The organism is Neobacillus drentensis (assembly GCF_036966985.1).
GTDB classification, from domain to species: Bacteria; Bacillota; Bacilli; order Bacillales; family Cytobacillaceae; genus Neobacillus; species Neobacillus drentensis_E.
The window spans coordinates 1-6,139 of sequence record NZ_JBALSN010000033.1; the positions used below are offsets into that span (position 1 = coordinate 1).

General features: G+C 40.4%; 4 protein-coding genes and 1 other annotated feature. Of the genes, 3 read left to right on the forward strand and 1 reads right to left on the reverse strand.

All coding sequences use genetic code 11. The annotated features are described in order from the left end of the window. Positions 1-357: 357 nt before the first annotated feature. Positions 358-1,302 (reverse strand): YaaC family protein, encoded by a 945-nt coding sequence (locus V7659_RS02250; RefSeq protein WP_335537841.1) that lies wholly within the window; start codon positions 1,300-1,302, stop codon positions 358-360. A gap of 106 nt (positions 1,303-1,408) precedes the next feature. On the opposite strand from V7659_RS02250, the gene guaB reads away from it, so the two are divergent. From guaB to serS, 3 genes are all read left to right on the forward strand, one after another. Next, on the forward strand, positions 1,409-2,872 hold the full coding sequence (gene guaB, locus V7659_RS02255) for an IMP dehydrogenase (RefSeq protein WP_283876888.1): 1,464 nt from the start codon (positions 1,409-1,411) through the stop codon (positions 2,870-2,872). Between the two features lie 141 nt (positions 2,873-3,013). Next, the gene (locus V7659_RS02260; protein ID WP_420491322.1) at positions 3,014-4,390 is read left to right on the forward strand and encodes a D-alanyl-D-alanine carboxypeptidase family protein; all 1,377 of its coding nucleotides are present in this window, start codon (positions 3,014-3,016) and stop codon (positions 4,388-4,390) included. Positions 4,391-4,487: 97 nt separating this feature from the next. Next, positions 4,488-4,711: a binding site (T-box leader), on the forward strand. 93 nt (positions 4,712-4,804) lie between these two features. Then, a complete protein-coding gene (gene serS / locus V7659_RS02265) occupies positions 4,805-6,085 on the forward strand; it encodes a serine--tRNA ligase (RefSeq protein WP_335537844.1) in 1,281 nt (426 codons plus the stop codon). Positions 6,086-6,139 lie beyond the last annotated feature (54 nt).

Sequence of the window (6,139 nt, forward strand, 5' to 3'; positions counted from 1 at the left end):
AAAGGTTGTTTTTTTGTTTTGAAGAGAAATATGTTTATTTTTAAAGAAAGTAAGAAAATAGAGGACGCTATAAATAGTTCGCAGTGCCAGTGCACGCAGAAAAAACACAGGATGGGAACTCTGAAAGTTCACAGTTTCCATGCGAGGAGAAAAAAGTAGAGACCGGGAACTCTGAAAGGCTCACAGTGCCCGTAGGAGGAGGAAAAGGCACAGACCGGACACTCTGAAGGGCTCACAGTGCCCGTAGGTGAAGGAAAAGGCACAGACCGGACACTCTGAAAGGCTCACAGTGCCCGTAGGTGGAGGAAAAAGCAAAGAATGGGCACTCTGAAGAGAGGAAAGCCCAATCCAGTTTAACTATTTCCCCATCAAATACTGATAAACCAAAAATGGTCCCTTTTCCATCGTGACATCAAGAAACGAACAAATGAACGGATAATCCTTATTTGGCATCATCTTCGTCAACTCACTCCACCACTCCGTTTCATAACGTGCAATCATACTTAAATTGTAAAGCAATAAATAATGAATCAGCAGCTCAGGGAAATTAAAATAGTTGTCTTTATTCAGGGGCAGCGCATAATAATTTTCCTCTAAATGAAACTTCAATGGTGAGCTTCCAAAAGAAGAGGCTGAGTTCACCTTAAACGACAATCCCTCCGTAGAAAACTCCACACCCTTTTCAAACTTGGAAGATAAAAATTCCTTAAATCGACTTTCTGTCATATGGAACTGATCTAATATTTTTTCCGGTACAACAAGCTGTTCCTCAGCGACCTCCAGCTTCATAAATGTCCTTTTCCCCTCAAGTAAAAAGAATAATTCATCAAGCTCTGGTATAAGCTTTAGTAATTCCTCCATTATGACTTTCTCCCCTTCCAATTGTTTCATGTGAAACAACTTTTCAGAGATGAAGGGGAAAAGTCCATTTTTTTGAAATTTCACTTCATCCTGGAAGAAATGGTAATTCTGCTTCTTTCTTTTTCTTGTGGAGACACCGTGAGCCAAAACAGCCGTTGTTTCAGGGTAAGCAGGATCTGTTGTTAATATACATGCCTTAATTAAATGGACAAGACCATAAAAAAGTAAAATTGGTTTTATAATAAGTGGAGAGCTGCTAGCCTGTTGATAATAAATTTGCCCGTGTTCCAGATAATATAAAAATGCATAACAGTTTTCATAGCTTTTTTGCTCTGGATTTTCGATATTCCGTTTTTGATAACAATCTTTTAAATATTGCTGGCAGTACTCTGCTGAAAAGAAACAAGAGTAGCTTTTCCAATCTTTATATTGAATGCCCAAGACTATATCACCTTTTTCAGAAGAATCAGACTAATATTTATTCCTTGACAGTATTTTATCCAATTGATAACCTACAAATAATATTTTTTTCCTGGGGGCCTGAAAAATGTGGGAAAGTAAGTTTGTAAAAGAAGGTTTAACGTTCGATGATGTTTTGTTAATTCCTGGTAAATCAGAAGTATTGCCTAGAGATGTAAAACTGCATGTGGAACTATCGCCAAGTGTAAAGCTAAATATTCCTATCATAAGTGCTGGGATGGACACCGTTACAGAATCAGAAATGGCTATATCAATGGCACGACAAGGCGGCTTAGGGATTATTCATAAGAATATGACGATTGAGCAGCAAGCAGAGCAAGTGGAAAAGGTCAAGAGATCAGAAAGCGGGGTCATTACTGATCCATTTTTCCTGACTCCAGAGCACCAAGTGTATGATGCGGAGCATTTAATGGGAAAATATCGTATTTCCGGTGTACCGATTGTTAATAACTTGGAGGAACAAAAGCTTATCGGGATTATCACCAATAGGGACCTTCGTTTTATCCAAGATTATTCATTTAAAATTTCCGACGTTATGACTAAGGAAAATCTTGTGACTGCTCCAGTTGGAACGACTTTAAAGGAGGCAGAGAAAATTCTGCAGCGGTACAAAATCGAAAAACTACCGCTTGTTAATGAACAGGGTGTGTTAAAAGGATTAATCACTATTAAGGATATCGAAAAGGTGATTGAATTTCCAAACTCTGCAAAAGACAGTCAAGGGCGTTTATTGGCCGGAGCAGCGGTTGGAGTAACGAGCGATACGATGAAACGAGTAGAAGCACTTGTAAAAGCCAATGTCGATGTAATTGTCCTTGATACAGCCCATGGACATTCCAAAGGTGTCCTCGATATGGTAAAGGAAATTAGAACTACTCATCCAAATCTCACTATTATTGCTGGGAACGTGGCAACAGCTGAAGGAACCAAAGCCTTAATTGAAGCAGGAGCCGATGTTGTCAAAGTAGGAATTGGACCTGGTTCGATTTGTACAACACGTGTCGTAGCGGGTGTCGGTGTTCCACAAATTACTGCCGTTTATGATTGTGCAGGAGAAGCGATGAAGCATGGCAAGACGATTATTGCCGATGGCGGTATCAAATACTCTGGAGATATCGTAAAAGCTCTTGCAGCTGGCGGACATGCCGTTATGCTGGGCAGCTTATTGGCAGGGGTAACAGAGAGCCCAGGAGAGACGGAAATTTTCCAAGGACGCCGCTTTAAAGTGTACCGTGGGATGGGTTCAGTGGCTGCGATGGAAAAAGGATCAAAAGACCGTTATTTCCAAGAAGATAATAAGAAGTTCGTTCCAGAAGGAATTGAAGGACGGATTCCTTATAAAGGGCCATTAGCAGAGACTGTTTATCAACTTATCGGCGGACTCAGATCCGGTATGGGTTATTGCGGAACCAAAGATCTAGAGGAATTAAGAACCAAAGCACAATTTATTAAAATGACAGGTGCGGGGTTAAGAGAGAGTCATCCACATGATGTTCAAATCACAAAAGAGGCTCCAAACTACTCCCTATAACATTAAAACAGAGAAGCGATGACTTCTCTGTTTTTTATGTAAAAATACCTATAAACTTTAAAAAATAGCCATAAGATGGTTCATTGCTCCGTCTATGATTTGCTATTGACTTATGTTAAAATAACCAAGGTGTATAAATTCATGGAGGGCGTTAAAGTGAACAAACATTTTTATCAGAAATGTATTGCCAGTGCACTGGCACTTATTTTGTTTTTTGGACTATTTGCTGGTGTTGATATAGCGAAGGCGGACGCAGCATTAAATGTGAATGCAGACGGAGCTATTTTGGTTGATGGACAAACAGGTAAGGTTTTATATGCAAAAAATGCTGACAGTCCATTAGGAATTGCCAGTATGACAAAGATGATGACGGAATATCTTTTACTTGATGCCGTGAAACACGGTAAGGTCAAATGGGACCAGGAATATACAGTAAGTGACCTGGTTTATAAGATCTCACAGCCAACGGGTTTATCGAATGTCCCTTTACGCCTTGGTGAAAAATATAATGTTCGAGAATTATATGAAGCTATGGCTATTTATTCTGCAAATGGGACAACCATTGCCCTTGCTGAAGTCATTGCCGGTTCGGAAACGAACTTTGTCAAGATGATGAATGAAAAGGCGAAAAAACTTGGATTAAAAAATAGTAAATTTGTGAACTCAACTGGTTTGAATAATAAAGATTATAATGGCAGCCAACCGGAAGGAACTGGCGCAGAGGAGGAAAATGTGATGTCTCCTCGTGATGTGGCGACATTAGCATTTCATCTCATTAATGATTATCCAGATGTCTTAAAAACAGCCAGCACGCCTAAAAAGGTATTTCGTGAAGGTACAGAAGATCGAATTGAAATGCAAAACTGGAACTGGATGCTGCCAACATTAGTTTATGGCTATGAAGGTATGGACGGGCTTAAAACCGGTACAACTGATTTTGCGGGTTACTGTTTCACAGGGACAGCAAGCAGAGATGGAAAACGATTTATTACCGTTGTCCAAAATGCGAAGGATGCTAGCGGGAAAAACGACGGTTATAAAGCGCGTTTTGGTGAAACAAAAAAAATGCTAGATTACGCATTTACAAATTTTTCACAGGAAAAAATTATTTCTAAGCATTACCAAGTAAAAGATCAAAAAACGGTTCCTGTTACAAAGGGAAAAGCAGACCAGGTTAAGATCTATACAAAATCAGCCATTAACATGATGATTCCAAATGGCAGCAAACAAAATTACAAACCTGTCTTAGTCCTTGATAAGAAGAAATTGACGAAAGATGGTAAGCTAACGGCCCCAATTAAAAAGGGTGAGAAAGTTGGTTATTTAACCATTGCACCAAACAATGGCGAAAAGGTAAGCTACTTAACTGCAGAGGGGCAACAATCTGTAAAGGTTGATGTGATTGCTGCACAAGATGTAGAAAAATCAAACTGGTTCGTGTTGATGATGAAAGGTATTGGTAATTTCTTTGGAGATGTCTTTCATGGGATTTCCTCCACTGTTAAGGGCTGGTTTTAATTTACGGTGAAAGAAGCTAAGCAAAAACAATTCGTATAAATTGGTTGCTTTTGGATAATATATATAGTAAATTAATAAATACAAAATCATAAATTATGATAAAGCAATGAGAGGAAATAGTAACAAGAGACTCATTCTACAAGAGAGCCGGTGGCTGGTGTGAACCGGTGAATGAAACTTGTGAATCCCTCCTCGAGCAAGGTGCGGAACATCTCATCCTGAGGTCAGTAAGTACTTTCGGTCGAAACCGTTAACGTTTTTTGAGGTGGACAGTTTATTCTGTCAACCAGGGTGGTATCGCGAGTAACTCTCGTCCCTGTTTTAGGGGCGGGAGTTTTTTGTTTTTTAAGCGGTAATGCCAACCGTACAGCGTTGTCTAAGATTAAAATTTTAATAAAAAGGAGTGCCATTTTTATGCTAGATATTAAAGTGTTACGAGCTGATTTTGCAGAAGTAAAAGAAAAGCTTCAAAAGCGTGGGGAAGATTTATCTGCACTTGATCAATTTGAAGAACTGGACCAAAGAAGACGAGAGTTGATTGTCGAAACAGAAAAGTTAAAAAGCCGCCGCAATGAAGTATCTCAGCAGGTTGCAGCTTTAAAACGTGATAAGCAGGATGCCGACCATTTGATCAAGGAAATGCGTGAGGTGGGTGACAAGATCAAAACGTTTGATGATGAATTACGTGTAGTGGAAGAGTCATTAGAACTTTTGATGTTGAGCATTCCGAATATCCCGCATGAAAGTGTTCCAGTGGGCGAAACTGAGGATGATAATATTGAAATAAGACAATGGGGCAAGGTGCGTGAGTTTGACTTTGAAGCCAAGCCGCATTGGGATGTTGCCGATCAGCTAGGGATTCTTGATTTTGAACGGGCTGGGAAGGTAACAGGAAGCCGCTTTGTATTTTATAAAGGGTTAGGTGCTCGTTTAGAACGTGCATTAATAAGCTTTATGTTAGACCTTCACGTCGATGAGCATGGATACACAGAAATATTACCGCCGTATTTAGTCAACCGGGCGAGCATGACTGGAACAGGTCAGCTTCCTAAGTTCGAAGAAGATGCCTTCTTAATTGAAAATGAAGATTACTTCCTAATTCCGACAGCGGAAGTCCCTGTCACCAATCTTCACCGTGATGAAATCTTAACCGCAGAAGCTCTGCCAATCCGCTTCGCTGCTTACAGCGCATGTTTCCGCTCTGAGGCTGGCTCTGCGGGCCGAGATACACGGGGGTTGATTCGTCAGCATCAATTCAATAAGGTAGAACTTGTAAAGTTTGTTAAGCCTGAGGATTCATATGAGGAGCTTGAAAAGCTGACAAATGATGCAGAAAAAGTATTACAATTATTGGAGTTGCCATACCGCGTGTTAAGTATGTGTACGGGTGACCTCGGCTTTACCGCTGCGAAAAAGTATGATATTGAAGTTTGGATTCCAAGCTATGGAACGTATCGAGAAATATCTTCTTGCAGTAACTTCGAGGCCTTCCAGGCAAGACGGGCAAACATTCGTTTCCGCCGCGAACCAAAGGCAAAGCCGGAGCATGTTCACACCCTAAATGGTTCTGGTCTTGCGATTGGCCGCACGGTCGCTGCCATCTTAGAAAATTACCAACAAGCCGATGGCAGTGTCGTCATTCCTACTGTACTTCGTCCATATATGGGCAACCGGGAAGTCATTGCACCAATGTAATTTTAAGCTATGTTAAAACATATTGTTATATATTAAGCACCCTGCTGATTGGAG

Bases quoted from the DNA above. Each gene is read 5' to 3' on its own strand.
- guaB (WP_283876888.1), top strand. From the start codon at position 1,409: ATGTGGGAAAGTAAGTTTGTAAAAGAAGGTTTAACGTTCGATGATGTT.
- V7659_RS02260 (WP_420491322.1), top strand. From the start codon at position 3,014: ATGGAGGGCGTTAAAGTGAACAAACATTTTTATCAGAAATGTATTGCC.
- serS (WP_335537844.1), top strand. From the start codon at position 4,805: ATGCTAGATATTAAAGTGTTACGAGCTGATTTTGCAGAAGTAAAAGAA.